Source organism: Terrabacter lapilli (assembly GCF_039531305.1).
Taxonomy (GTDB): Bacteria; Actinomycetota; Actinomycetes; order Actinomycetales; family Dermatophilaceae; genus Terrabacter; species Terrabacter lapilli.
Map to the genome: position 1 here is coordinate 95,057 of NZ_BAAAPU010000009.1, position 23,258 is coordinate 118,314.

General features: G+C 72.0%; 18 protein-coding genes. 6 read left to right on the top strand and 12 right to left on the bottom strand.

Annotation, left to right across the window (positions count from 1 at the left end; genetic code table 11):
* The first annotated feature begins 3 nt into the window (after positions 1 to 3).
* Positions 4 to 1,626, top strand: a complete 1,623-nt coding sequence (locus ABD241_RS15360) for a DNA polymerase (RefSeq protein WP_425580807.1) — start codon at positions 4 to 6, stop codon at positions 1,624 to 1,626.
* A gap of 320 nt (positions 1,627 to 1,946) precedes the next feature.
* Here the strand turns inward: ABD241_RS15360 and ABD241_RS15365 are convergent, their stop codons facing one another.
* Entirely contained in the window at positions 1,947 to 2,870 is a 924-nt protein-coding gene (locus ABD241_RS15365; protein WP_344064449.1) for a PAC2 family protein, read from the bottom strand.
* 98 nt (positions 2,871 to 2,968) lie between these two features.
* Positions 2,969 to 6,919: an ATP-dependent RNA helicase HrpA gene (hrpA, locus tag ABD241_RS15370; RefSeq protein WP_344064452.1), complete on the bottom strand. Its 3,951-nt coding sequence runs from the start codon at positions 6,917 to 6,919 to the stop codon at positions 2,969 to 2,971.
* A 150-nt stretch (positions 6,920 to 7,069) separates the two neighbouring features.
* Between hrpA and ABD241_RS15375 the strand changes: the two genes are divergently transcribed.
* Positions 7,070 to 7,522, top strand: a complete 453-nt coding sequence (locus tag ABD241_RS15375) for a hypothetical protein (protein ID WP_344064455.1) — start codon at positions 7,070 to 7,072, stop codon at positions 7,520 to 7,522.
* Positions 7,519 to 7,935 (top strand): hypothetical protein, encoded by a 417-nt coding sequence (locus ABD241_RS15380; RefSeq protein WP_344064458.1) that lies wholly within the window; start codon positions 7,519 to 7,521, stop codon positions 7,933 to 7,935. The genes ABD241_RS15375 and ABD241_RS15380 overlap by 4 nt, the downstream gene beginning before the upstream one ends.
* A 4-nt stretch (positions 7,936 to 7,939) precedes the next feature.
* Here the strand turns inward: ABD241_RS15380 and ABD241_RS15385 are convergent, their stop codons facing one another.
* Genes ABD241_RS15385 through ABD241_RS15395 form a run of 3 tightly spaced genes read right to left on the bottom strand, consistent with a single transcriptional unit; the run spans position 7,940 to position 10,060 of the window.
* Complete coding sequence (locus ABD241_RS15385; RefSeq protein WP_344064462.1) at positions 7,940 to 9,169, bottom strand: lipid II:glycine glycyltransferase FemX; 1,230 nt, start codon at positions 9,167 to 9,169, stop codon at positions 7,940 to 7,942.
* A 53-nt stretch (positions 9,170 to 9,222) separates the two neighbouring features.
* Positions 9,223 to 9,705 (bottom strand): hypothetical protein, encoded by a 483-nt coding sequence (locus tag ABD241_RS15390; RefSeq protein ID WP_344064465.1) that lies wholly within the window; start codon positions 9,703 to 9,705, stop codon positions 9,223 to 9,225.
* Positions 9,698 to 10,060, bottom strand: coding sequence for a hypothetical protein (locus ABD241_RS15395; protein WP_142186336.1), 363 nt, complete (start codon positions 10,058 to 10,060; stop codon positions 9,698 to 9,700). The genes ABD241_RS15390 and ABD241_RS15395 overlap by 8 nt, the downstream gene beginning before the upstream one ends.
* Positions 10,061 to 10,193: 133 nt before the next feature.
* Between ABD241_RS15395 and ABD241_RS15400 the strand changes: the two genes are divergently transcribed.
* Positions 10,194 to 11,639 carry an ADP-ribosylglycohydrolase family protein gene (locus ABD241_RS15400; RefSeq protein WP_344064469.1) on the top strand — a complete coding sequence of 482 codons (1,446 nt, stop codon included), beginning with the start codon at positions 10,194 to 10,196 and terminating at the stop codon, positions 11,637 to 11,639.
* A 15-nt stretch (positions 11,640 to 11,654) separates the two neighbouring features.
* Here the strand turns inward: ABD241_RS15400 and ABD241_RS15405 are convergent, their stop codons facing one another.
* The 4 genes from ABD241_RS15405 to ABD241_RS15420 all read right to left on the bottom strand — a co-directional run bounded on the left by ABD241_RS15405 (position 11,655) and on the right by ABD241_RS15420 (position 19,958).
* Positions 11,655 to 14,993, bottom strand: coding sequence for a TM0106 family RecB-like putative nuclease (locus ABD241_RS15405; protein ID WP_344064472.1), 3,339 nt, complete (start codon positions 14,991 to 14,993; stop codon positions 11,655 to 11,657).
* A gap of 169 nt (positions 14,994 to 15,162) precedes the next feature.
* The gene (locus ABD241_RS15410) at positions 15,163 to 15,675 is read right to left on the bottom strand and encodes a DoxX family protein (RefSeq protein ID WP_344064475.1); all 513 of its coding nucleotides are present in this window, start codon (positions 15,673 to 15,675) and stop codon (positions 15,163 to 15,165) included.
* Positions 15,676 to 15,886: 211 nt separating this feature from the next.
* Positions 15,887 to 17,116 carry an McrC family protein gene (locus ABD241_RS15415; RefSeq protein WP_344064478.1) on the bottom strand — a complete coding sequence of 410 codons (1,230 nt, stop codon included), beginning with the start codon at positions 17,114 to 17,116 and terminating at the stop codon, positions 15,887 to 15,889.
* Positions 17,117 to 17,141: 25 nt separating this feature from the next.
* On the bottom strand, positions 17,142 to 19,958 hold the full coding sequence (locus ABD241_RS15420) for an McrB family protein (protein ID WP_344064482.1): 2,817 nt from the start codon (positions 19,956 to 19,958) through the stop codon (positions 17,142 to 17,144).
* Between the two features lie 257 nt (positions 19,959 to 20,215).
* Here ABD241_RS15420 and ABD241_RS15425 point away from each other — a divergent pair, with 257 nt between their 5' ends.
* Both ABD241_RS15425 and ABD241_RS15430 read left to right on the top strand, forming a co-directional pair.
* The gene (locus ABD241_RS15425; protein WP_344064485.1) at positions 20,216 to 20,857 is read left to right on the top strand and encodes a DUF6318 family protein; all 642 of its coding nucleotides are present in this window, start codon (positions 20,216 to 20,218) and stop codon (positions 20,855 to 20,857) included.
* 467 nt (positions 20,858 to 21,324) lie between these two features.
* Positions 21,325 to 21,777: a hypothetical protein gene (locus ABD241_RS15430; protein WP_344064488.1), complete on the top strand. Its 453-nt coding sequence runs from the start codon at positions 21,325 to 21,327 to the stop codon at positions 21,775 to 21,777.
* Between the two features lie 225 nt (positions 21,778 to 22,002).
* Here ABD241_RS15430 and arfC read toward each other — a convergent pair whose 3' ends face one another.
* The 3 genes from arfC to ABD241_RS15445 form a co-directional block, all read right to left on the bottom strand.
* Positions 22,003 to 22,371: a channel accessory protein ArfC gene (gene arfC / locus ABD241_RS15435; protein WP_344064491.1), complete on the bottom strand. Its 369-nt coding sequence runs from the start codon at positions 22,369 to 22,371 to the stop codon at positions 22,003 to 22,005.
* Positions 22,368 to 22,649, bottom strand: a complete 282-nt coding sequence (locus tag ABD241_RS15440; protein ID WP_344064494.1) for a hypothetical protein — start codon at positions 22,647 to 22,649, stop codon at positions 22,368 to 22,370. Before ABD241_RS15440 ends, arfC begins: the two co-directional genes overlap by 4 nt.
* 125 nt (positions 22,650 to 22,774) lie before the next feature.
* Entirely contained in the window at positions 22,775 to 23,209 is a 435-nt protein-coding gene (locus ABD241_RS15445) for a hypothetical protein (protein WP_344064500.1), read from the bottom strand.
* Positions 23,210 to 23,258 lie beyond the last annotated feature (49 nt).

The following is a 23,258-nucleotide window of genomic DNA, read 5'->3' on the forward strand; positions in this document are numbered from 1 at the left end:
GAGATGTCGGCGACCCGCGGTCCTCGATGGGTCATCTGGTCCGCGGGCGCGACCCTGCGTGGGGTCGTGGACGCCGGCGTCGACGTGACCCGCACCTGGGACCTCGCCGAGGCCCACCGGCTCCTCCACGGTGGCTGGTGGGCCACCCCCGGCCACGTCGTCGCGGGATGTCGTGGACTGGACGAATCAGCGGTGCCGGCGCCGCGGTCCGCCCGCCTCCGGGGCTTCGACGGCGACCTCTTCGACGTCGCGGCCGGCGAGGACTCGGCGCTGTTCGCCGCCGACGGCCACCTTCGGGCCGACGCCCTCGCCTGGGCCACGGACGAGCCGCGCCTGCGCGAGCTCGCGGTGCTGGCCCTGGAGTGCCAGGTGGCTCAGCAGGAGGCACTGGGCAGGCTCGGCGGAACGCACGCGGGGCGCCTCGAACGCACCGTCTGGTCCGAGTCGGCGGCGGCCGTCCTGTGCCTCGAGCTCGAGCGCGACGGACTGCCGGTCGACCGGGCCGCCGCTGAGGACCTCATCGCCGCCTCGGCCGGGGAACGACCGCGCGACGAGGCGGACGCGGCCCGGATCCGGGTGGAGCGCGACGCCGCGGTGCTGCGGCACGCGCCGGGCCGCGAACGCACCGACCTGCGCAACCCCACCCAGGTGCGCGACCTGCTCCTGTCCGTCGGCGTCGACGTCCCCAACACCAGGGCCTGGGTGCTCGAGCCCTACCGCCACACGCATCCGCTCGTCGACGCCCTGCTGCGCTGGCGCAAGGACGAGCGCATCGCCACCACCTACGGCTACCGCTGGCTCGACGACCACGTCGGGCCCGACGACCGGCTCCGCGGCAGCTGGACCCCGTGCGACGGCGGCGCCGGGCGGATGACGGCGCAGAACGGCCTGCACAACCTCCCCGCTCCCCTGCGCCCCGCCATCTGCGCCGCCCCGGGCCACGTCTTCGTGCGCGCCGACCTCGGCCAGATCGAACCGCGGGTGCTCGCCGTCGTCAGCGCCGACCGGGCCTTCGCCGAGGCCACCCGCGCCGACGACCTCTACGCCCCGGTCGCGGCCAAGCTCGGCGCGGACCGGCCGCGTGCCAAGGTCGCCGTCCTCGCGGCGATGTACGGCCAGCGCTCCGGCGCCGCTGGGGAGGCCCTGAAGGACCTCGAGCGCGCCTACCCCGTCGCCATGGGCCTGCTCGACGACGCGTACGCCGACGGTGTCTCCCGGAGGCCGGTGCGCACCTGGGGTGGCCGGCTCATCCGCCTCGGGAGCACGCCACCACCGCAGGCCGACCCCGACACCCCACAGTCCGGGGGCAGCGACTTCTCGGCCGCCGGCGCCGAGGGTGCCAGAGGGCGCTACGCCCGCAACGCGATCATCCAGGGCTCGGCGGCCGAGCTCTTCAAGGCCTGGGCCGCGACGGTGCGCCATGCGGTTCGGCCGCTAGGCGGCCAGATCGTCCTGTGCCTGCACGACGAGCTCCTCGTGCACGTCCCCGAGCAGCACGCGACGGCCGCAGCCGCAGCCGTCGAGCACTCGCTGACCAGCGCGGCCCGCACCTGGGCCGGAACCGACGAGGTCCGCTTCGTCGCCGACACCTCGGTCGTCCGCCGCTGGAGCGAGGCCAAACCCTGACGATAGCCTCCCTGTCAGGCGACAGAGTTGGCCCCTCGACTGCACCGACCCGGCACATCGTGGCCTGTCGACGGTAGAAATCGGCGGCCGCAGAGACGGGGAAGGGAGCGGGGTGCGAGGGCGCGAGCGGCATCGGCGGCGGCCCACGGCATACGCAAGGAGCGGGTGGGCTGGGACGGCCGCCGACGCTCCACGCCGCGAGGGCCGTCGCGTCCCGCGAGCGTCCCCGCGCCGGGAGGGCCGTCGCGTTCCGCGACCGGCCCCTGACAGCGAGGCGGGTCCGACCAGATGGTCGGACCCGCCTCGGTCAAGCCGGAGAGCTACTCGTCCTCGTCCGTGACGTCCTTGAGGAAGGCCTCGAACTCGGCCCCGATCTCATCCGCGGTGGGCAGCTCGGACAGGTCGGTGGCCAGCAGGTTGCGCTGCTTGCGGCCCTCGAGGAAGGTGTCGTACTGCTGCTCGAGCGCACGGACCACGGCCATGATCTCGTCGGACTCCTCCATCTGCCGGGAGATCTCGGCGCGGTTGAGCCCCGCGGTCGCCGCCAACTCGCGCAGGTCGAGGTCCAGTCCGGTGGCGGCCCGGAGCCGCTCGAGGCCCACCACCGCGGCGTCGGCGAACTCGCTCTGGCCGAGGTAGTGCGGGACGTGGATCGCGAAACCCATCGCGTCCCTGCCGGCCTCGCCGAGCCGAAGCTCGAGCAGCGAGGCGAAGCTGGCCGGGACCTGCACGGTGCCGAACGCCGGGTCGTTGCCGGTGATGAGGCGCGGGTTGGTGCCGTGGGTCGTGACGCCGAGGGGACGCGTGTGCGGCACCGCCATGGGGATGCCGTGGACGCTCACGGTGAGGTCGACCCCGAAGGTGCGGATGAGCGAGGTGACGGCCTCGACCATGCGGTTCCACTGGTAGTCGGGCTCCGGGCCCACGAGGAGCAGGAAGGGCGCGCCCTCCTTGTCGACGACGCGGTGCAGCAGCAGGCTGGGGTCGTCGTAGCTGCTCCAGTGGTCGCGGTCGAACACCATGACGGGCCGGCGCCCGCGGTAGTCGAGGAGCTGGTCGACGTCGAAGGACGCGAGCACGCGCGACTCGTGCGTCGCCAGGATGTGGTCGGCCATCAGCTTCTGTGTGTGGCCGGCGTCGATGAAACCGCCGAGGGCCACCACGAGAACCGAGGCCTGCAGCTCCTGGAGCTGGCTCGGTGACGTGTCGCTCTCGAACTGGAAGAGCTCGGTGGGATCCTGCACGGGACTGGCCTTTCGTCGTACGCGGTCATGTGGTGCAACGTGCCGGTCCGGCCCATGATTCCCTCTCGGGCCAGCCGCGCCCAGGGGTGTGGGGGCGCTCAGGCAGCCACCTTGGCGATCGCCTTGAGGATGCGCTGGGGCGAGACGCTGTATGCCGTCCCGACCGTCTGCGCGAAGAGCGAGACCCGCAGCTCCTCGATCATCCAGCCGATCTCGACGACGTCCGCGGCCCCACGCTGGGCCGGCCGCAGCGAGTCGAGCAGGTCGGCGTAGCGTCCCTCGACGAGGTCGACCTGGTCGAGCGCCTGGGCGTCGCGGGCCAGGTTGGCCGGCGCCTTCTCGAGGCGGTGCGCGATGGCGCGCAGGTAGCGGTCGAGGTCGGGCAGTCGGCGCAGCCCGGTGTCGGCCACGAAGCCGGGGCGGACGAGCTCGCGCAGCTGAGCGCGGACGTCCGCGAGCAGGGGGCGCAGCGCCGGGTTGGCCAGCCGGTCGAGCTCGGCGAGGCTGTTGGTCAGGGCGAGGTGCTTGGCCAGGATCGGTTCGACGAGCCCGACCACCTGGACCACCTTGGCCGTCGTGTGGGTGCGCACGGCCGACAGCGCCCACTCGAAGTCCTCGCGGCTGCGGACGGTGTGGTCGGCACGATCCGTCACCGCGTCGTCGCGGATGGCGTCGACGGCGGCCGCGAGGCAGTCGTCGAGCAGGGCCGGGACGCTGCCGTGCGGGTTGTGGCCGAGGGCCAGCTTCTGGGTGTTGGTCAGGCGGGCGAGGACCTGCTTCCACGGCGGGGTGATGCCGAGCAGCAGCAGCCGACGCACGCCGAGTCGATGCTCCGCATCGGCCTCCGCCCGGGTGGGCAGGACGCGCAGGTCGACCGCCGACCCGGTGTCGACGAGCGCTGGGAAGCCCTGGATGCCGCTCGTGCTCTCGAACGTCTCGGCGACCCCCTCGTCGGGGAACTCGGTGAGACCGGTGCGCTCGATGCCGGAGCCGGCCCGGCTGACCTGCCGCCGAAGCTGCGGTGTGGCGGCATCACGCACGGCCTCGAGGTCCTTGCCCGTGGCGACGGGGCGGCCGTCGGGCCCGTCGACGCTGAAGGTCACCGTCAGGTGCGGTGGGACCCGCTCGAGGTCGAAGTCCGCGGGAGTCACGGCCACGCCGGCACGTCGGCGCAGGGCGGTGGCGAGCGCCCCGAGGAGCGGTCCGGAGCGGGGGTCGAGCTCGGGCAGCACGGCTCGCGCGTGGTCGGGCGCGGGCACGAGGTTGCGGCGGATCCCTTTGGGCAGGCTGCGGATCAGCGCGGTGACCAGCTCCTCACGGAAGCCGGGCACCTGCCAGTCGAAGCCCTCGGGGCTGACCTGGTTGAGCCGGTCCACCGGGATGTGCACCGTGACGCCGTCCTGGGCCGAGCCGGGCTCGAACTGGTAGGTGACGGGCAGGACGTTCTCCCCCTGCGTCCACGTCGTCGGGTGGTCCTCGTCGGCGATGCTGCCGGCGCTCTCGCGAAGGAGCAGCTCCTCGGTGAAGGTGAGCAGGTCAGGCGTCTGCCGCCGGGCCTTCTTCCACCAGGTGTCGAAGTGCCGGCCGGACACCACCTCGGGCGGGATCCGCTTGTCGTAGAAGGCGACCAGCGTGGAGTCGTCGACGACGATGTCGCGGCGGCGCGTGCGGGCCTCGAGCTCCCCGAGCCGCTCGACGAGCGCGGCGTTCTCGCGCAGAAAGGCGTGCTGGGTGTGCCAGTCCCCCTCGACGAGCGCGTGCCGGATGAAGAGGTCGCGCGCGAGCTCGGGGTCGATGCGCCCGAGCCCGACGACCCGGCCGACGACGAGCGGCACGCCGTAGAGCGTGACCCGCTCCGTCGCGACGGCCGACCCCCGCCTGCCCGACCACCGAGGTTCGGAGTACTGCCGCTTCACGAGGTGCTCACCGAGCTGCTCGGCCCACAGCGGGTCGATGCGGGCGTTCACCCGGGCCCACAGGCGGCTGGTCTCGACGAGCTCCTCGGCCATGACGAACTGCGGCTGCTTGCGGAACAGGGCCGACCCGGGACTGATGCCGAAGCGCGTGCCGCGCGCACCGGCATACTCCCGCTTCTGCTCGTCGCGCACGCCGACGTGCGAGAGGAGGCCGGCGAGCAGCGACTGGTGGACGGCGTCGGCGTCGATCTCCCCCTCCCCGACGTGGACGGTCCCCCTGCTGACGTCGAGACCGGCCTGCTTGGCGGCCTGCTTGACCTGGCTGTGCAGGTCCTGCCACTCGCGGATGCGCAGGTAGTGGAGGAACTCGGCCTTGCACATGCGGCGGAAGGCGCTGCTGCTCAGCTCCTTCTGCTGCTCCTTGAGGTAGGCCCACAGGTTGAGCCACGTGACGAAGTCGCTCGTCTCGTCGGCGAAGCGCTTGTGCGCGGCGTTGGCGAGCTCCTGCTTGTCCTGCGGGCGCTCGCGCGGGTCCTGGATCGAGAGCGCCGCGACGATGACGAGCGCCTCGCGCAGCACCCCTCGCTTGTCGGCCTCGATGACCATGCGGGCGTGCCGTGGGTCGATCGGCAGGGCCGCGATGGTGCGGCCGTATGCCGTCAGGCGGCGTCCCGGGCGACGCCGGCCCCGCGCGCCGGCGGGCTCGTCGTCCTCGGGGGCGAAGGCCTGCAGCTCCTCGAGGAGCCGGATGCCGTCGGTGATCTGGCGGCTGTCCGGCGGGTCGACGAACGGGAAGCGGGCGATGTCGCCGAGGCCGAGGCTCGTCATCTGGAGGATGACGGAGGCGAGGTTGGTGCGCAGGATCTCGGGGTCGGTGAACTCCGGCCGACTGTCGTAGTCGTCCTCGGAGTAGAGGCGGATCGCGATGCCGTCGGCGACACGGCCGCAGCGGCCCGAGCGCTGGTTGGCCGAGGCCTGGCTGATCGGCTCGATCGGCAGGCGCTGGACCTTCGTGCGCTGGCTGTAGCGGCTGATCCGCGCTGTACCGGTGTCGATGACGTAGCGGATGCCGGGGACGGTGAGCGAGGTCTCGGCGACGTTGGTGGACAGGACGATCCGCCGCCCGGTGTGCGGCGAGAAGACGCGGTGCTGCTCGGCGGCGGAGAGGCGTCCGTAGAGCGGCAGCACCTCGGTGCGTGGGAGCTTCATCCCGTTGAGGGCGTCCGCGGCGTCACGGATCTCCCGCTCGCCCGAGAAGAAGACGAGGATGTCGGAGCTGGTGCCGGAGTGGCGTTCGGTCCACAGCTCCTCGACGGCCTCGCAGACGCCGGTCACCATGTCGCGCTCCTCCGCCTCGGGGCGGTCGGGGTCGACGAGCGGCCGGTAGCGGATCTCGACGGGGAACGTGCGACCCGAGACCTCGATGATCGGCGCCGGCTCCCCCGTGGCCGGGTCGGCGAAGTGCTCGGCGAACCGCTGCGGGTCGATGGTCGCCGACGTGATGACGATCTTGAGGTCGGGCCGGCGCGGCAGGAGCTGCTTGAGGTAGCCGAGGATGAAGTCGATGTTGAGGCTGCGCTCGTGCGCCTCGTCGATGATGATCGTGTCGTAGCGGCGCAGGTCCCGGTCGCGCTGCATCTCGGCGAGCAGGATGCCGTCGGTCATGACCTTGACGAGCGTGTCGCGCGTCGCGTGGTCCGTGAAGCGCACCTGGTAGCCGACGGCCTGCCCCAGCTCCACCCCGAGCTCCTCGGCGAGGCGCTCGGCGACGGCGCGGGCGGCGATCCGGCGCGGCTGGGTGTGCCCGATCTGGCCGTCGAGGCCGCGGCCGAGCTCGAGGCAGATCTTCGGGATCTGGGTGGTCTTGCCGGAGCCGGTCTCACCGGCGATGACGACGACCTGGTGGTCGCGGATCGCCGCGGCGATGTCGTCGCGCCGGTCGACGACCGGCAGGTGCTCGGGATACGTGATGGGCGGGACGGTGGCCGCCCGGGCAGCCCGACGAGCCTCGCGCTGCTCGGGGCTCTGGCCCCGGCGCTGCGTGTCGGTGCCGGCGCGCCCGCCACGTCCGCCGGAGCCGCGGCGGCGAGGGGTCCGCGAGCGCGTGGGGGCGGTCGCGGACGGTTCGGACATGGTCGACAGGATAGGCGCGGCGAGCGCAGCGGGTCGCACCGGTTTCCCGGGAAGCGACCGACGCCCGTGCGACTTCGACCGGTTCACCCGCGGGACGGCTGCGCCTCTGGTTGCATGGCCCCGTCACGAGGCAGGGGGAATGACGTGGCCGTGCACGAACCGACAGCGCCGGTGCCGGGCGACCTGCCCGACTACCGCGGCGAGCCTCCGGCCAGTGTCCTGGCCTCGGCGGAGCGCGCCGAGTGGGTGCCGCAGGCGGTGGCGCCGCGGCCGGCGCCCACGCCCGACGACGTCCCGGGTCCGCCCACCGTGCCCGTCGGGCTGCGCGTGCGGCGATGGCACCTCGTCGCCGCCGGCTCGGTCGTCGTCCTCGCCCTCACCGGCATCGCGGTCATCGCCGTGGGCCACGAACCGGCCGGCCGCGCCGACGCTCTGCCCACCAACGCCCGCTCACGGCCCGGCCGACCTGGCGGCCACCGACCCTCGTCGGGCGCCCGGGTGCCACGCTCGTCCCCCGGATCCCCAACACCTCGAACCTGCCGGGACAGCCGGGACAGCCGGTGCTTCCCGGCCTTCCGGGGCTGTCCAGGCTGCAGTCGGTGACGCCCGGCACCGGCAGCACCTCGTCCGTGCCTGCGCCCGTCCTGACGCCCCGACTGGTCCCGGTCCCCACGAGGGCGGTCACGCCGGTGCCGACCGACGCCCGCTCGGTCCGGTTCGAGGCGTGGGGCGAGCCCGGCGCCACCATCGAGATCACGGTGTCCGACTCGCGGCACACCCGGTACGTGCTGCCGGCGCGGCGCGGGCCGATCGCCTTCGACCTCGCGCTGCCCACGCCGGGCACCCCGAGCGACTTCTTCGTCGTCCAGGTCCGGGCGCCCGCCAACCTGGGCGGCGCCTCGCGCGGAGAGGTGGCCTGCCGCGTCCTCGTCGGTGGAGTCGTCGTGCGGTCCCAGCAGGGCCATGGCTCCGCGGTGTGCCAGCTGTCCCCGTACTACGACGTGCGGCGGCGCTGACGCCTCAGATGTCGCCCTCGGGCGCGGATCCACCACCGGTGCGCCGCTTGTTGATGGCGATGCGGGCGGCCATGGCCTTGGCGAAGGCGAAGTGCCAGAAGCGGCTCAGCACGAGCTCGCGCTCACCCACCATCTCGACGACGTCGGCGCCGGCGCCGAGCTTGAACAGCAGCAGGCCGGTGAGCGGGCTGGTGGCCCCGAGCGAGGTGTTGAACCCGCGGAAGTCGTAGGCCTCGCAGCCTGCGGCAGCGGCGTCGCGCATGGCCTGCCACTGCAGCGCGTTGGAGGCCCGGGCGTCACGGTTGCGCTCGGTCGAACCGCCGTAGAGGTAGGAGAACGTGCGGCCGAAGCGGATCATCAGGGCCGAGGCGAGCACGTCGCCGTCGACGTGCGCCTCGTAGAAGCGGGCCGAGACCGGTCCCTCGTCGGAGGCGAAGGACCGGGCCATGACGTCGAAGTACGCCTTGGGCCGCGGCATGAAGTTGTCGCGGTGGGCCGACTCGACGTAGAGCGCGTGGAAGGTGTCCAGCCCCTCGGGACCGACGGCCCGCACCTGGACCCCGGCCTTCTCGGCCTTCTTGACGTTGCGACGCCACTGCTGGTTCATGCCCTTGAGCAGTTCCGCATCGGTGCGGCCGCGCAGGTCGACGATGCACAGCAGCCGAGGCTGTCCGACCGCGACGCCGTCGGCACCGAGCGAGAGCCAGCCGTTGCGGTCGAGCCACGCCTCGAGCGCCCGGGCCGTCGGGTTGTCGACAGCCGGAGGCAAGGAGGTGAAGCTGAGCAGGCCCTGGTCGAGCACCTGCTTCTTGACCGGCTCCCGATCCCAGATGCGGGACACGACCGGGTAGCCGAGCCGCAGCGCGAAGGCCTTGTTGGCCTTGGCCCACGCGGCGAGCGGCTCGATCCAGACGGCGGGATCGGCGGCGACGAGGTCCCAGGGCAGGCCAGGGCCCTCGGGCAGGTACGCGTACGACCGGGACAGCCGCGGGATGGTCCGCGAGAGCACGAGCCCGGCACCGACGCGCCGCCCACTGGCGTCGAACCAGCCGAGGTGGGTGCGGCGCCACCCGGCCTTGGCGCGCCCCCAGGCGGGCGTCTGCAGGAAGCTGCCGCCCAGCTCGAGGAGCGTCTCGACGGCCTCGTCACCGCTGATCTCACGGACGGTCAGGGGGCCGGCCACGGGCGCCGGCGAGGCGGTCGTCGACTCAGGGGCAGTGGTCTGCTCGGTCATGGCCGCCACCCTATCGGCGCTCGTCGGGAGCGCCGTCAGCGCCGTCAGCGCCGTCAGCGCCGCGGCGCCGCCTCGTCCGCGGCCGCCGTGGCCCGGGCGGTCCGGCGGATCCACCAGAGCCCGACGATGGGGAGCACCAGGGGGACGTAGCCGTAGCCGGCGCCGAAGTGCGACCAGACGGTCTTCTCCGGGAAGGCCGCCGGGTCGACCACGCTCCAGGTCCCGACGACGAGCACCCCGGCGAGCTCGATCGTCAGGGCGATCGTCGCGAGGCGCACGGAGGTGCGGTCGCCGCGGGCGAGCCCGTAGGTGGCGACCAGGTAGATGAGCGCCGCCACCGCGGAAAGGAGGAAGGGCACGGGCGCGCGGTCGAAGTACTCGGTGATCTGCAGGATCGAGCGGCCGGTCGCGGCCAGAGCGAGCAGGCCGTAGACCGCCACGAGCACGCGTCCGAAGCCGTGCCCGGTGTGCGGGCGCTCCGCGTCCGCCGCAGCGGACCGGTCGGGCGTGGGGGTGGTGGGGGTGGTCTCAGACATTGAGGCTCCAGACCTGCTGCAGGCGGGCGACGAGGATGGCCACGACGAAGGCGCCGCCCAGCACGACCGCCATCGCCCACTGGGTCTTCTCCTTGACGGCGATGACGACGCTGGCGGGCACCACGAGCAGGACCGTGAACAGGTAGGCGATGAAGGTCGCGCGCTCGGCGCCGTTGGCGATCGCGCCGGACTTGGCGAGCCCGACGACCAGCTGTACGAGCAGTGCCACCTCGAGGGCCGCACCGACGAGGATGAGGGGGTCGTCCACGAGGCGGCGCCGCAGGAGGTGGTGGGCGGCCAGGAGGCCCAGCGCCAGGCACCCGGCGAGCAGCACGATGGTCAACGGTTGGAGCACGCGAGAAGCCTACGGCGTGTGCCGTGGCGCACGGACCGGGCGTCGAGGGTCGGGGCAGGAGAGGGTCGTCGAGGCGGGCGGTACGTTCGTCCGTGACACCGTCCGCCCGCCGCGTCGCCCCCGAGGAGCAGCCGTGCCCATCCGCCCCATCGCCGTCGACCGCGCAGCAGGTGTCCTCCTCGGGGAGGCCTGTGGTGATGCGCTGGGGGTGCCCTACGAGATGGCGGCACCACCCGTCGGCGAGGCCGTCATGAAGGGCGGCGGTCTCGGGCCGTACGAGCCGGGCGAGTGGAGCGATGACACGCAGATGACCCTGTGCGTCGCGCGGGTGGCGGCCGCCGGCATCGACCTCGCGTCCCCAGAGGGCCTCGACGCGGTGGCGGAGGCGTTCACCGCGTGGCTCGACGGCGGCGCCACCGACGTCGGGATCCAGACCCGTGAGGTGCTGACGCGAGCCAAGCAGCTGGAGGGTCGCCCCCACGAGCGGCTGACCCGCGCGAGCGAGGAGCTGCACGCCCGCACCGGCCTGACCGCGGGCAACGGGGCGCTGATGAGGACGCCGATCGTGGGGCTCTCGGCGCTCGACGACCGCGAGTCGACGGCACGGGCAGCGCGGGCGATCGCGCTGCTCACCCACGCCGACCCCCTGGCGGGCGACTCAGCGGTGCTCTGGTCCGAGGCGATCCGCGTGGCCGTGACGGAGGGCCGCCTCGACCTCACGGCAGGGCTCGACCTCGTCACCCCCGCCAACGCCGGGCGCTGGGGCGACTGGGTCGAGGCCGCCACCGGCGCGGAGCCGGGCATCTTCGGCAACAACGGGTTCACGGTTACCGCGCTGCAGGACGCCTGGGCCGCCATCACGACCACCGACCGGGGCGACGGATCGGCCATGCACCTGCAGCGGGGCCTGCAGGCGGCCGTCCGGGCCGGGCACGACACCGACACGGTCGCGGCGATCGCGGGGTCGCTCCTCGGGGCGCGCTACGGCGCCTCGGCGGTGCCGACGCAGTGGCGGCGCATGGTGCACGGCTGGCCGGGCCTGCGCGCGCACGACCTCGTCGAGCTCGCTGTCTCGACCTCGGCGCGAGGCCGGCGGGTCGGCGAGTGGCCCTCGGTCGCATCCATGGGCGACGCGCAGATCCCGGCTCTCGGGATCCCGCACCCGATCGACCCCGACATCGTCCTCGGGACCATCACCGACCTCGGGCGGGTGCGCGAGCTGGACGTGCAGGCCATCGTCTCGCTGTGCGCCCTCGGGCTCGAGGACATCCCGGCCGCAGGTATGACGGCCCGGGAGCACATCGAGTTCTGGATCAACGAGGAGGACAAGGAGGAGTCGAACCCGCACCTCGACTTCGTCCTCGACGACGCGTCGTCCGCGCTGCGGCAGTTCCGCGCCGAGGGCAAGCGGGTGCTGGTGCACTGCCGTCAGGGCATCGAGCGCACGCCGGCCGTCGCCCTCCGGTATGCCGTCGACCTGGGCGTGGCGCCCGAGCTCGCCGAGCGCTCCATCCGCGCGGCCCTGCCCGGCATCCGCGGCGGTGGCCGGCTCTGGGACGTGGCCGCCCACGGCGCATGAGGGCGGCGGCTGCGATCAGACGGTCTTCGCCTCGTCGACGTAGCGGCACAGGGCGTTGACGGCCCGCAGCTCCTCGGGCGTGTGGACCGCGGCGTCGGTGAGCAGCGGGCTGCCGACGAGGACCGCCATCGCCCGGGCGCGTGAGATCGCGACGTTGAGGCGGTGCAGGTCGTAGAGGAAGGAGACGCCCCGCGGCGCGAGGGCTGCGGTGGTGCTGGCCAGGGAGTAGATGACGACGGCTCCCTGCTGGCCCTGGAACTTGTCGACGGTGCCGACCCGCGCCCCCTCGGGCAGCTCGGCGGCGAGCGTGGCCACGTGGGCGTTGTAGGGAGCGACGACGAGGATGTCGGCCAGGGTGAGTGGCCGTGACGTGCCGTCGGCGGCGATCCAGCTGCCGCGCAGCAGGTCGTCGACGAGCGCACGGACCACGCGAGCCTCCTGCCGGCTCGACTGCTCCGAGGGCAGGTCGTGCTCCACCGGGACCCAGCGAAGCCCGTCCCCTGCCAGTGCCCCCGGCGCCTCGATGGCCAGGCGTTCGCGTCCGGGTGCCGAGTCCAGACGTCCTTCGTAGGCCAGCTCGGAGACGAACGCGGTCAGGGTCGGGTGCATGCGGTGCGTGCGGTCGAGGAAGACGCCCCGATCGGCCGGGATGACGTCGTGCAGCAGGCCGTCGGCGTCGGCACGGAGGTGGTCGAGGGCAGAGACCCCAGAGCCGTAGGGATGGACGGCCTTGGTCGGCTGTGTGAGCTGCTGCGGGTCACCGAGCAGGACGAGGGAGCGCGCGGCCGGGGCGACGGCGACGGCGTTGGCGAGGGAGAACTGCCCGGCCTCGTCGATGACGAGCACGTCGACGGAGCCGAGCATGTCGTCACGGGACCACAGCCAGGCGGTGCCTCCGACGAGCCTCGCCTCCCCGGCCTCGAGAGCGGCCGAGATGGCGGCGTTGTCGCTCGTGTGGCGGATCAGCGACGCCTCCTCCGCGGGCTCCTCGCCCTCCTCGGCGTTGGTGCCGTCCTTGTGCCAGGCCGGGCGACCGACCTCACGCAGCAGGTTGAGCACCACGGCGTGCGACTGCGCCGTGACACCGACGCGGAGGCCCGCGTCGAGCAGCTCCCGGATGAGCGCGGAGCCGGCATACGTCTTGCCCGTGCCGGGTGGACCCTGCACCGCAAGCACCTGCCCGTCGAGGCCACGCCCGACGCGCACCACGACGTCCTTGGGCGTCTCGCCGTGGTGAGCGGCGAGCAGCTCGGCAGGTGGCACCACCCGATCGAGGAGCCGAGTGGCCAGGTTGCTCCCACCCGAGAGCGCCAGCTCGGCGGTGCGAGCGATGCTGGCCCGCAGCACCTGGTCCATCACCGGACCGGGCCCTCCGAGGCCGCGCGGCCGAGGCGGCTCGAGCGACTTCTTCATCGACAGCTCGACCCACCCCTCGACAGGGTCGAGGGCGACCACCTTGCCGACCGTGGCGTGCGTGTCGACGTCGGGGACGTACTTGCCGACCGGCACCTTGCACTCCTGCGGCGGGAAGGGGTAGCGCCAGACCTTGGACTGCTTGACGAGGCGCACCTCCTCCGGTCGGCCGAGGTCGCCGATCGCCGTGCCGTCCTCGACGAGCTCGGCCGTCTCGAGATCCTTGTAGCGGAAGAAGTCCCACCACTCCGGCCGCTTCTCGCGGCGGTGCCACCCGACGAGTCCGCCGAGCAGCTCCTGGCCGTCCTCGACGAGCCGCTCGGAGAGCTCGATCTCGGCGCGCTCCTCGTCCCCGATCTCTCGCAGCTCCCCGGACACCGGCCTGGACAGCACGTGACCCGCCGACTCGAGCTCGGCTCGGCGCTCCTCCAGCCACTGGTGCAGGGCAAGGGTGGACCGGACGTCCTCCTCGTTGTAGCGCCGGATGTCGTCGAGGACCGACTGGTCGGGGGCGCCGTCGTCGCGCCCGGCGAGCCAGCGTTCGTACTCGACGACGGACGAGAGGCCGTCGGCCACGCCCGCGCCCTCGGCCGAACGCGTGTGGCCCCAGTAGAACTCCTCGAGCTTCTTGATCGAGTAGGACCCCTTGCTGATGCGCACGCCCTGGCGCACGACGGCGTAGAGGTCGACGAAGACCTCGTGGCGCAGCAGCTGGTCGAGCTCGGCCTCCCGCGTCGCGTGCTGGCCGACGAGCCGCTTGAGGGCCGTCGTCTCGTAGGGCGCGTAGTGGTAGACGTGCATGCCGGGGTGACGTCGCCACCGGTCGGTGAGCCAGTCGAGCAGGTCGGCGGTCAGGCGCCCTTCCTCGGCGAAGTCGTGGGCCCAGAAGTCGACGAACTCGCCCTCGCGGGTCCAGATGCCGGCGAGGTACTCGCGCCCGGCGCCGCCCTCGGCCCACGGGTCGCCCTCGAAGTCGAGGTAGACGTCGCCGTCGTCGGGCTCGGGCAGCATCTGGAGGCCGCGTGCCGGCTCGGGATCGAGCAGCTCGTACTGGGCCCGGCCGGTCTCTCGCTCGGCGAACTGGAGCCTGGCCTGCTGGAGCAGGCGCCGGCGGGTCGTGACGGACAGCGCCGGCGCCAGCTGCTCCTCGGACGACGTGGCGAGGGCCTCCATCGTCGGGATGCCGCGCTCCATCAGCGCAGCGCGGTGGTCGGCCCGCATGCCGGCGACCTGGATGAGGTCGTCGCGGTCGAGCCACTCCTGCGCGCACCGCTCCTTCCACCGGCACTGACCGCAGTGCTGCACGCGAGCCGACTCGGTCTCGCGCGGGTCGGCGATGGCGTCGAGCAGCTCGGCGCGGCGACGGCGCGCGTAGGGGGCGACGTCGACGAGCCGCCACGGGTGGGCCTCGGTGTCGCCGGTGACGACCGTCAGCCACTGCGGCGGGACGCCCTGCAGGACCTCGAGGCGCGCGGCATACGTGGCCATCTGGAGGAGCGCGGGGACCTTGAGGCGGCGCGCGAGCTTGGTGTCAGCGATGTCGTAGCGCCACGGACCGAGGTCGCTCGGCTCGTCGATGCGCAGGAGGAAGTCGGCCAGGCCCACCCAGTGGCCGTCGAAGAAGGTCGCCTGGTAGATGACGTCGACGCCGCGCCGCATGGCATCGAGCGTGGCGGCCTCGGCCTCGGCACCCCGGACGCCGAGCCCCGCGATGTCCTCGACGACCCGGCCCTCGGCGGAGAGGCGCTCGAGGTAGGCGCGTTCGTGCTCGAGGCCCTTGGCGAAGACGAGGTTGAGGGAGTCGTCCACACCGGTGGCACGGGATGCCTTCGCGTCAGGGGCGTCGAGGGCCTGGAGGTCGAGGGTGGTGATGTGCGCGCAGGCGACGTGCTTGGTCAGGTCCGTGGGGCTGAGGACGAGGTGGCCGTCGATCCGCTGCATGGCGCCGAGTATGCCGTCCGGCACCGACAGCGCCCGTCCGGCCACCCCGGGCGGTTCCGTACCGAACCGGACACACGAGGAAGGCGGTCCTCCGAGGAGGACCGCCTCGCTGCTCGAGCCCGAGGGCCCGTGCTGGTGGTCGGGCCCGGGGGCCCGGCCACCGACCCGCTCACCTCAGGAAGCCGTTACCGACATGGCGGCCCCACCACTTCCCGAGACCCCAGGTGTCCCCGGCCAGCGTCGTCGCGACGACCGCGATGCCCAGTGCCTCGATCCAGTGGCTGTCGAAGAGCGGGTTGGTGTAGGCGCCGGTGGTGCCGAGGGGGAACTCGGCGAGGTACATCAGCGCGAGGAGGACCGCAGCGCTCCAGGCCGCGATCTTGAGGCCGGCGCCGGCGAGGAGCGCCACGCCGATGCCGAGGAGGCCGGCCATGAACAGCCAGTCGGCCCACGGGCCGGCGATGTTCTTGAAGAAGCTGGCGAAGGGGCCTTCGGCGCTCTTCATGAAGCCTTGTGCCGGCTTGCCGCCGTTGACCCAGGCCCGTGCCGCCGGCGTCATGTAGCCGAGGCCGAAGACCTTGTCGATGAACGCCCAGAGGAAGGTGAAGCCCAGCACGATCCGCAGGCCGGCAAGGAACTTGCGGGCGAGGGACGAACGGACGATCTCCTCCTGGAAGGTCACGACACCCTTGCTGGGATCGTGCCGGCTGGTTGTGGCGGTGCCTTGGGTGTTCGTGTCACGAGGGATCGTGCCCATTGAACTCAACTCCAGAACTCGGTGTGCGTTCCGGCAGTTTCTCTGTCGGTACTACAAAGCGTAGTAGTGACCCTCGACGCCTGCCCACCGATCCGGCGCACTCTCCCTGTGATCTGGCAGACAGCGGGCGTGACGCTCAGGAACCGGTCCGGAGGGCCGTCGACGCGCGCGGGTCCGAGACGTGCGTGAGCTCGCGCACCAGCTCGGCCAGTCCGTTGAGCGAACGGCACACGGCGGCATACGACCCGTCGAGCCGGATGGGCCGGCAGAGGATGCGCGTGCCGGCGTTGCGGATGACGATCTCCGACTCCGGCGCGCGCTCGGTGTTGCAGTGCACGAGCAGCCCGGTCGGCAGGGCCATGGCCGTCGTGTACGCGACGAGCTCGAGGTAGTCGCGGGAGGCGAGGTAGCCGTCGGCCCCCATCGAGTACCTCGCGTCGCCGACGAGCACGACCTCGCTCCCCCGCCGGACGACGAGGTCGGGCGCCATGGTGACGGCGCGGCCCTCGTCGAGCCAGACGTCCTGGTCGCGGTGGATGCGCAGCTCGGGCGCGAGCCGCACGTCGAGCTCCTGGCCGATCCAGCGGCGGAAGAGGTCGTCCATGTCGACCATGAGGCTGTTGGCCTGCTGGTCACCGGCCTCGTGGCTGAGCGACATCGCTTGCAGCACCAGGCGGCTCAGCCGCATGGCGTCCTCGTAGTGCTCGTTGAGCCGCGTGATCGGGAGGGGTGTCGTATGCCGTGTCGCCGGCGTGTCGGCCACGCCCTCGAAGCGCCCGAGCACCCGCAAGGCCTCGCGGCGCACGTGCGGGGCCAGCTGGGGCCAGGACAGGATCGCCTGCAGGGTGCATCGCAGCAGCTGGTTCTCGGCGATGTCGGCGGTGAAGTCGTCGAAGCGGCACTGCGGCTCGGCCGCGCTCCACGGCCGGCGCGCGAACTCCTCGACGAGCAGCCGCCCGCGGATGGTCTGCATCCGCTCCTCGCGCGCGACGTAGCCGTGCACGAGCCCACGCATCGTGGCCGAGTCGATGAGCCGGATCGCGAAGTAGGCGACCCCGTCGATGAGCTCGTCGGTGTCGCTCCACGTCACGTGCTCGTGGTCGAAGGCGTCGGGCGCGACACCGGCCCCGAGCATCGCGAAGAAGTTGGTGACCGAGACCCGCGGCGTGACGCGCACGACGAGGCCGGGCACGGCCAGGGCCCCGACCCAGCTCGTCGCGCCGATGGTGACGACGTCCGGGTCGGCCGTCGCGTGGATGACGAGGCGCTCCCCCGCCGCGGTGACGAGCGCCGCGCGCGTCTCCCGGGACAGCCGCACCGGCCCCGAGCGGCCGTGCTCGGGGATCGGCGCCAGCTCGATGGTCACCGCGGCGACCGGTGGACGACGGCCGTCACGGGCGGGTCAGGTCGAGCTGGCCGTAGCGGGCCTTGACGTTCTCCCACCGGAACTGGGCCAGCTCGTGCTCGCGGCCGTAGAGCTGGTCCTCGATGAAGGGGTAGACGTTGTAGTCCCAGATGCGGCGCAGCGTCGCCTCGTCGTCGGCCAGGCCCGGGCGCATGAAGTAGCTGTGCCCGATCTGCAGGTGCGGGCCCCGCAGGGCTCGGCGCAGGTCCTCGTTGACGCGGTCGACGAGGTCGGCGACCCAGACGGGGCCGTCGTGGGCCTCGAGCCAGCGGCGCAGCAGCCCTTGCATGGGCCCGTCGTGCGGCATGAACGGCACGAAGTCGAAGCGGCGGCGCAGCGCGGCGTCGACGAGCGCGATCGAGCGGTCGGCCGTGTTCATGGTGCCGATGAAGTAGAGGTTCGGCGGCAGCTCGAAGCCCTCGTCGGGCCGGTAGCTCGTCTTGACCGAGTGCGAGCGGTACTCGAGGAGGAAGAGCAGCTCGCCGAAGACCCGCGGCAGGTTCGCGCGGTTGATCTCGTCGATGATCATGATGTGCGGCGTGAGCGGGTCGGCCTCGGCCGCCTCGGCGAGCAGGGCCAAGGGACCCTTGCGCAGCTCGTAGACCATCTGGCCCTGGTGGTCGATCTGCGGCCGGAAGCCCTCGAAGAAGTCCTCGTAGCTGCTGCTCGGGTGGAACTGGACGATGTCGCGCTTGGCGGGGTCGGGCTGGAGCGCCTGGGCGAAGCGCTGCGCGAGGTAGGTCTTGCCGGTCCCGGGAGGGCCGTAGAAGATGACCTGCTTCTTCTCCTCGAGCAGGCCGCGGATCTCGCGGAGGAAGTCCTCCTCGATGAGCAGCTCCTGAGCGGCCTCACCGAGCGCGTCGTGGTCGGGCATGAGCGCCTTGTCGGAGCGGCGCATGAGCCAGTAGGCCAGCTGCGCCTGGCCCCAGGGGTCGCCGGGCAGCAGCGGGTCGAGCGTCTGCTTGAGCAGGGCGTTGGTCTCCACGTGGGTGCGCCCGCGCGACTTGCCCTCGGTCCAGCGGGCGGGTCCCCCGAGCCGGGTGAGCATGGCGATCTTGCCGGAGTCACCCCCGAGGGTGAAGAGCGGCAGCCAGTGCTCCGGGTGGGCGATGGCGAAGAGCTTGAGGACGACGCTCTCGCCGAAGCCCTGAACGGGCACGTCGTCGGAGCCGAGGACGCGGTTGATCCGCTCCTCGTCGCGGCCCTCGCCCCAGAGCAGGTCGCGGACCATGACGCGCAGCTCGTCGATGCCCGCGGCGTCGAGGGCGTTGATGCTGCTGGTGAGGACCGACTGCGCGCCGATGTCGCCGTAGCCGCGCGTGGAGACGATGCGCTTGAAGGTCGGCAGGTCGAAGTCCTCGAGGCCCTCGCGCGACAGGCAGGCGGCGAAGACCCGGCGCTGCTCCTGGTGCCAGGCGTCGCGCTCGCTCGGGTAGGGCCGCTCGCGCCTGAAGATCTCGACCTCGCCCTCGAGGTCGACCATGGCGGCGAGCTCGAGGCTCGGGTCGTCGAGGGGCCCGCGCTGGCTCGAGGTCATGAAGCGCAGCAGCGGCGTCAGGGCGCGGGCGGTCGCGACGACGTCGTCGGCGAAGTCGGCGCGGCCCAGCGCCTCCTCGCCCTTCCACCAGCGCCCCACGAACGTCTCGCCGCCGGGGTACTCCCGCCCGACCGGCTCGAGCCGGTCGGTGCGCCCGTCCTCGTGGACGTGGAAGAAGCTGAGCCCGCGGGGCAGGTGCTCCTGGACGATGGTCCCGACCTCGCGCTGCTGCTGGTCGCTCTCGCCCTCCCAGCCGCCGTGGAGACCGAAGGCGACGCCCGAGGGCGTCACCCAGAGGCGGAAGCCGGGGGCGCCGGCGCCGCCGACGAGGATCCACGCGGCATACAGGTCGGAGCGGTACGCCGCGTCCTCCCCCGCGTGCTGCTGCAGGGCGAGCGTGGGGGCCTCGAGGTAGAGGCCCGTCTCCGCGGAGAGGCGCCCGATCAGGCTGTCGGAGAGGTGGTCGGCCTCGCCGCGCAGCTGGCGGGCCAGGTCTGCCGCCCGGTCCTCACGGCGGACGTCGCCGTAGCCGGACGACGGGCGGAAGTCGGCCGCGATCTCGGCGGCCTCGACGCACACGTCGAGCGCCTTGGGCGCGATGCCGACGAAGGCGCCGGTCTCCTTGAGGTACCAGAGCATGCGAGCGGCGTACTTCGGGTCCTCGGGCCGCAGGGCCGTGCACAGGTCGGCGAAGGCGACGTAGCGCTCGGCGTGGCTGAGGCCTCGCTCGAGCCAGCCGAGCCGCTGGAGCATGTGCGGGGCGTTCTCCCACATGTGCGGCCAGTCCCCGCCGTCGTCGGTCGACCAGAACAGCGAGAGGACGTATGCCGTGTGCCCCGGCCCCGGGGCCCGGTGGCCTCGGGAGCCACCTCGGGCCAGGAAGGCCTCCATCGACTGCAGCTTGTCGGCGGCGTCCTGGGGCGAGGCCGGCGTCTGCAGCGTGAGCTTCAGCAACCCGACGACCTCGGCGTAGTCCTCCTCGGCCCGGCGCACGAGCGCTGCGAGCCAGGGGCCGCCGATGGGGCCGAAGCCGACGTACGGGCCGTCCTTGCGGGTCCACTGGTTCATCGCCTCCTTGAACGCGACGAGATCGCTGGAGGCGACGAGGTCGGCGAGGATCTCGCGCAGCTCGCCGTTGCGGGCGCCGCGGTCGGAGTCCAGCTCTGCGAACAGGGCCTGGGCGTCCTTGTCGGCCTCGGCGGCGCGCTCGATCAGGGCGTACTTGGCACGCCAACGCTTGACGTCGACGGTGTCGGTGCGAGACATGGAACTCCCTTGCACGCCCGTTGCCGGGCGCATGACGACTGCGCACGTGGAGGTGCGCGCAGGACCGGCGAAAGGCTACCCGGCGGTCGGCGCTGCCTCGAACCCGAGCGTGTCGTCGGCGGTGTCTGTGGACGACGGGAGCGGCTGGGGGTGCGGTTGGCGCACGATCGTCGTAGGTTGGCGGGTCAGGACCAGGGGGCGAATCGCCCGCCCCATGGCCCGACCGCACGATGATCGACGATCGACAGGGGACGCCGATGACCGCACGCGACAACGTCCAGCGACACCGCACCTTCCTTCCGTGTGCCGCCGCCCTCCTGGCGCTGGGCACGCTCGGGGCCTGCACGAGCAGCGGCGCCGCAGGCAGTCCTGGGGCGTCATCGCCCGCATCGACGTCGGCCGGATCCACGTCGAAGGCTCCGTCGAGCACGAGTACGACGTCGGCTGCACCGAGCCCGACGACCTCCACCGACCCGGTAATCGCCAAGATCCCCCCGGCCGCCCGCGGCGAAACAGAAGCAGGCGGCAAAGCGTTTGCCGCCTTTTTCCTCAATTCCTTGGACAGAGCCGCTATGGCGGCTGATCCGTCAATCCTTGACGGATTGTTCGACGAGGGCTGCAAGACGTGCGTGGCCATGGTCGATTCCGTCGCACAACTGCAAAAGGCAGGTAATCATCACAGCGGGCCTACGCTCAAGGTGGTCCAAGTGACCACGGACTCCTTTGTGACAGAGCGACGCATAGTGATCGCGCAGGTTGATCAGAAGGCCGTCGATGTCGTGAACAAGCGTGGGCAGCGGGTGGATCGGACACTCGCCGCGAAGGGTGCGTTTGCCATGACTCTCCGCTACGCCCGTGCACATTGGACCATTTCACGTCTCCAGACCGTGGCCCGGTGACGAATGTGAATAGGCGGAATGTCGGCGTGATTGCCCCTCTGGCGTTTCTCATTCTCTTTAGTAAGCCCGTCGGGGCTTACGCCGCGGAGGATCCGCCATGCTCAAGAACTTGGGTCGGCTGCGGCACCACGGAAGATGTTGCATACGTGAACCTCATGCCCCGGAACGAGGTGCTGGCCCTAGAGAAGTTCCCCGGCGATAAGGGGGGCGTGGTTGTGAACCGGCCGAAAGACGCGCCGCGCTATGAGTACCTCTCACTCAACGATTGCCCCCAGGCAAAACCAGACAGCGTCACCGAACAGGTGTCATGCGCACACGCATTGCGTGACTGCCCGGCGACCGAACTAGGACCGCTGCTTCGAATATGGCGGCGCACTCTGGTGGCCGGCGATGTGACTGAGCCATGGAAAACCCGTGGTTTGACCTGCGCCTCAGACGTGGCGCCTGGGGCGCGGCCGACGTTGACGATGGCCGACCTGAAGGCAGCCTTCATGCGCACGCCGTGGTCGAAGCCGCAGATCTCGAGCCAGCCCAAGGGTGACACCACGCTGGTCAATCTCCTGACCTTCTACAAGGTCAACTGGACTACCAGCGGCTTCCAGCCCGGGGAGGTCGACCGCTCGGTGCTGCGCGGCATCCCCGTACAGATCCGGCCCAAGCTCATCGGCTTCACGTACGTGTTCGGCGACGGTTCGACCACGGGGCCCACCACCTCCACCGGAGGGGTCTACCCGGACGGTGACATCACCCACACCTACGGGGCCAAGGGCCAGTACCCGGTCCGCGTCGACACGACGTTCGGCGCGGACTTCAGCCTCGACGGGTCGACCTGGGAGGAGATCCCCTCCACGGTCACCGTGCCCGGGCCGTCGACGACCGTGACGGTGCGCGAGGCCAAGGGCGTGCTCGTCAACCGCTGAGGTCACCGCCGGCAGCAGCCGTCGCATCCCCGTTGCCCGCTCTGAGCCGGTGTCGGTCAGCGATGCCTGTGCATTGGGCCGTGAGGTGACCCAGTCACCGCGTTCAGCACGCCGGCGGCGCCAGTCGCTCCCGCAGGGTCGCGGGACGACCCAACGCACAGGCAGCGCAGCAGACCCACATACGCAGGGGGCAGGGCCGCACACCCTCACGTGCGCAAAGGCGGCTCAGGCGTCCTCGGGGCTCTGCTCGCCACGCCTCGCCGCACCGGACTTCTCCTCATCCGTCAGCAGGGCGTCGATGTCCTCGGCGTTCTCGTCCCACCCGACCCGAGCACTGGCGGAGGAGGTGGTCCGCTCGCCCCCGAACCGGCCGGCGTCGTCCACCTCGTCGGCGGGCGTCTCCGCGCCTGCGCCGGGGTCCTCAACCGGATCCTTCGCCTCGTGCGACTCGGTGCTGGCCATGTCCCTGCCTCCTTGGTCCGCCTCATCGGCGTCGCTGCCGACCGGCACCACCTTGGTTACCCGCTTCACGGTGACCAGCCACGTGACCGCGAAGCCGAGGAAGAAGGCCACGGCCATCAGAAGCCACTTCATGGCTGCATCGTCGATCCGCGGTCGACACCGCCGCCGGCGGAGCTGTCGTGCTCGTCGAAGCGATCGAACGCCTCGTCCTCGGAGGATGCGGGCACCACCCGCGCGGCAACGAAGAGCGCGACGAGCGAACCCAGGACGAAGCCGACGATGCTCCAGAGGAAGACGCTCCAGAACCCGCCGGCGTCCCGCCCCACGAGGCCGAGGACCACCGTGACGACGGCCAGGGCCGCCCACCAGGCGCCGCCGAGATCGCGGCGGTAGGAGCGCGTCACCGTCACTCGACCACTCGACGCCGGCCCGGCCATCGCACCTCCCGCACCGAGGAAGCATCGCCGCGGATGCGACCTCACTTCGACGCTACCTTCCCGGCCGGTCCCTCATCGGGCGAGCGCGCGACACCGCTTCACGCAGCAGCGCTGTCTCCCTCAGAAGGCAGGACCGCCACTCCCGTCGGCGCCGCGATGGCCACAGCGCGCAGACTGACCCCACTGGCGTTGCATGCGCCCTCGAACGCTGCCCGGAGGTCGCGGTCTCTCGGCGTGGGGGTGAGCCGCCCCGGCCTCGCGATCACGATGACGACCTCACGCACGTCGTGCCTCGAGACCTCCTTCAGGAGCATCCGCACGCCGTCGAGCACCTCGCCCACGTCGACCCGCCGCGGTTCGTCCGGCAGGCAGATCGGCTGCAGGAGGCGACCGTTGGGGTGGCACAGCAACAGGTACGTGGCGCCCTCCGACCTCGACCGGTCCGTGGCGATGAGGTCGACCACCCCCTCGAAGACCTCGGGATCGGTGAGAGGCCGTTGGGCCCAGTCTTTGGGCAGCTCGTCGAAGCGCATGGGTCGAGCATGGCTGGCACCGGTGACAGCGGGTCGGCGTTGTCCACAC

What these genes read in the sequence shown, in the direction of transcription:
- ABD241_RS15360 (WP_425580807.1), top strand. Translation starts at nt 4, where the DNA reads ATGTCGGCGACCCGCGGTCCTCGATGGGTCATCTGGTCCGCGGGCGCG.
- hrpA (WP_344064452.1), bottom strand. Translation starts at nt 6,919, where the DNA reads ATGTCCGAACCGTCCGCGACCGCCCCCACGCGCTCGCGGACCCCTCGC.
- ABD241_RS15385 (WP_344064462.1), bottom strand. Translation starts at nt 9,169, where the DNA reads ATGACCGAGCAGACCACTGCCCCTGAGTCGACGACCGCCTCGCCGGCG.
- ABD241_RS15390 (WP_344064465.1), bottom strand. Translation starts at nt 9,705, where the DNA reads ATGTCTGAGACCACCCCCACCACCCCCACGCCCGACCGGTCCGCTGCG.
- ABD241_RS15405 (WP_344064472.1), bottom strand. Translation starts at nt 14,993, where the DNA reads ATGCAGCGGATCGACGGCCACCTCGTCCTCAGCCCCACGGACCTGACC.
- ABD241_RS15420 (WP_344064482.1), bottom strand. Translation starts at nt 19,958, where the DNA reads ATGTCTCGCACCGACACCGTCGACGTCAAGCGTTGGCGTGCCAAGTAC.
- ABD241_RS15425 (WP_344064485.1), top strand. Translation starts at nt 20,216, where the DNA reads ATGACCGCACGCGACAACGTCCAGCGACACCGCACCTTCCTTCCGTGT.
- ABD241_RS15430 (WP_344064488.1), top strand. Translation starts at nt 21,325, where the DNA reads ATGGCCGACCTGAAGGCAGCCTTCATGCGCACGCCGTGGTCGAAGCCG.
- arfC (WP_344064491.1), bottom strand. Translation starts at nt 22,371, where the DNA reads ATGAAGTGGCTTCTGATGGCCGTGGCCTTCTTCCTCGGCTTCGCGGTC.
- ABD241_RS15445 (WP_344064500.1), bottom strand. Translation starts at nt 23,209, where the DNA reads ATGCGCTTCGACGAGCTGCCCAAAGACTGGGCCCAACGGCCTCTCACC.